Here is a 2,836-nt window from a genome sequence, read left to right as displayed (position 1 = left end):
GAAAAACCTCGAAGGGTATGGCTTCGCCCGCTTGCACCCGCTCAAGCAGAGAAAAATCGGTGCTGGTCAGAATCCCGATGTTGTCGCAGTTTTGCTGATAGATGCGCTCGAAGCTTTCGGCAATAATCAACTTGATCCCGGCCGACAATTCCGCCAACGGACTCGATTCCCGGGACGAACCCTTGCCGTAACGTTTGCCCGCCACCGTGATCTGAAAGCCGCCTTGTTTGATTGCATGCTCGCCGATCGGCTGCTCGCCACCGGCCTTGAAACCGACGTAGGGATATCGACCGAGCCGCTCGTCATAGGTCAGCATCACCGTCACCGGCGTAATTTCGTCGGTCGAAACATCGTCGCGCAACGGCCCCGCTTGCGCCGGCGTCAACGACGCGCCGTCCAGTTGGGCGCGAATCTGTGCCGGATCCTGGCTCAGGTAAAGTACCCGGCCGGTAAAGCGAATTGCATCGTCCATTATCGTCCCCTTGCGCCAATATAAAGGCGCAGGCTGGCCCACTGAAGTGCCATGTCGACATGGTTGCCGTCTCGAACCAAGAGTTTGGGCGCGATATCCCACGCGCCCTCATCGGCAGCCACCCAGCGGCCGGCACTACACCAAGCGGCCACGCGTAAGTTAATACACGACTTCCTGAATTTGCTCGTAACTTGAGTCTACCGGCATGAGCCGCGCCGGGCTTCCCGGAGTGGTTCGCGCTTTAGTTTGTAATTTGCTGCCAGCCAGCCTATGGCGGCACCCAAGACATGCGCTTGCCATACTACGTGGACGTCAGGCGGAAGATTTGCCACGCTCAGGGGTATTCCCAAAACATCGATGACTGATTTCGCGATCAGTATAATTCCCGCTATGGCCAAGATACCTCTGGCTTTGGGGTTATCGTGCCAAATCATTGTCCCGGCAGAACAAGCCAGTAACATGTCAAGCCCGGAAGCGCCGCGATATTGGATCAGGTTGGGAACCATAACCAGCAACCCGAGTGAAATTATGGGCATCCCGAGCAATACCAGCCCTCCAGTAAAACAGAATCCCAGTTCACGCTCCGCCACTGTGCCGACCAACAAGAGCGTACCAACATCCAGCAACAAATGACGTGATGAGAAGTGAACCAGATGACCGGTCCACGCTCGCCAAAATTGACCAGCAATAATCGTATGACGCTCAAATGCGAGTTGCCCGCCTTCCGGCATGAAGGCCAGCGCAACACAGGCCAGCGCCAACGCACTTGTTACATAGGGAATATTACGCAGAACGGCGCGTTGCATAAGCCGCGACAATCAGAAGGCCGGCCAAGACAACTTCAACCCAGTTCAGTCCCCCGCCGCCGCTGTAGCCGGGTTTGTTTTCTATTTTGAAGCCGGCGTCCGACTTGATGCGTTCCTTGAATTTATCAAGCTCGGCTTGCAACTGGGGAATCAAATCATCAACAGCTTTGTCATAGCCCTCGGTCTGAGCCGCGCGAGCGCGTTCGCCGAGTCCAGCCATGCTCGCGCCCCCCTTAACCTGACTCACGCCAGGGGCACGAAACAGTAACTTATGAGTGTGAACATCAAAGACAGAGGCGTCGACCAAGGTCTGAACATCGTATTGATCGCCATGAATGATATAAGCACCGACTATCGTCCAATAGAGCAGAGCAAGCGAATTCTTATCATTAAATTGTACTTGGTCATAGGAGAGCAAAACCATGACTTCGACATTGAACATCCGTGCAACCTGTTCCAGGTTCCCAAAGCCCCCTTGGCGTTGCAGATAGGTACTCGGGATAAGTTCAATGCTGCCAACGAAGGGATATTGGGTAAACGCGGCTTTGACACGTTCCTGGAGTTTTAGTTTGTCTACCTCTGACAAACCATCCCCCCAATTAGCGCTGGGAACGAAGGCGATGCCAACCCGAACCGGTGGACGCAAGTAAGTCACTTCAGATTTCATCTGAGGCGCTTCTTTTGCATTCGGGTAAAGGTAATCTACGGTGCTGGCGACCTGCTTGGAAGAATGACTGTCTACCCATGAGCATCCCCCAAAAGCAAACAGGGAAACCATCATGAGTGAGCAGATAATTTTTTTCATAAAATGTCCATTTAATCAATGCGAGCACAAGTGGTTCGGCATGGTGCAGGGTTTCGCCGGATGTCTTGAATCAAGTAACGATGGATGGCAGCCTTATCCCGATGGAGTCGGGGAAGACATCAAGGATAAATACGAGGTGGACAAAATCCTGCCAAGTCGTTGCGGAGATAATTTTTGAAGAACTCCTAGTTTTTTTGCGTCAAAAAATTGATCAGCGTATTGGCGCTCGCATTGATCTGGTCGCGGGCCTTGAACACCAGAAACAGATGACGCACCGACCATGGATCGGTCAACGGCAACAATTTGACATCCAGCGTATTCACGTAGAGTTCACCGACATGCTGCGGCACGATGGCCAATCCCAGTCCCACATGCACCATGCGGCACAGTGCATCGAGACTGCTGACACGGATGCGGATGTTCATGGTGCCGCCCAGATGCGCCACTTCCTGCGCCAGCAACTGGGTCAGCGCACTGCCGTCGCGCAGGGCGATAAAATTCTCGTGCAGCAAATCGGCCAGGCACACCGGGGTGCGAGCCGGCAAAGAATGGTTCAGCGGCACCATGGCAAACAGCCGATCCGAGCGATAAGGCAAACGTTCGAAATGTTCGATCCCGCCAATCGCATTGCAAATACCGAAATCGGCATGGCGCTCCTCAACCGTCTTGAGCACCTCGGCGCTGCTCTGCTCTTCAAGTTCGATCGCCACGTCGGGGAAGATACGCGAGAAAGCCGCCACATCCTCCGGCAGG

3 protein-coding genes and 1 pseudogene are annotated in these 2,836 nt (G+C 54.1%); all 4 read right to left on the bottom strand.

Annotation, left to right across the window (positions count from 1 at the left end; all coding sequences use genetic code 11):
• A pseudogene (locus M0974_RS00700) lies at nt 1–472 on the bottom strand (hypothetical protein); the annotation flags it as partial.
• Between the two features lie 197 nt (nt 473–669).
• Entirely contained in the window at nt 670–1,278 is a 609-nt protein-coding gene (rrtA, locus tag M0974_RS00695; protein ID WP_297831322.1) for a rhombosortase, read from the bottom strand.
• On the bottom strand, nt 1,256–2,083 hold the full coding sequence (rhlP, locus tag M0974_RS00690) for a rhombotarget lipoprotein (RefSeq protein ID WP_297831319.1): 828 nt from the start codon (nt 2,081–2,083) through the stop codon (nt 1,256–1,258). Before rhlP ends, rrtA begins: the two co-directional genes overlap by 23 nt.
• Nucleotides 2,084–2,268: 185 nt before the next feature.
• Nucleotides 2,269–2,836 (bottom strand): LysR substrate-binding domain-containing protein (locus tag M0974_RS00685; RefSeq protein WP_297831315.1); only part of this gene is annotated, 568 nt, incomplete at its 5' end.

The sequence above is a fragment of the Pseudomonas sp. genome (assembly GCF_026224925.1).
Lineage (GTDB): Bacteria > Pseudomonadota > Gammaproteobacteria > Pseudomonadales > Pseudomonadaceae > Aquipseudomonas.
Note: the sequence above shows the minus strand (reverse complement) of the source record. Positions and strands in the feature narration are given on the sequence as shown.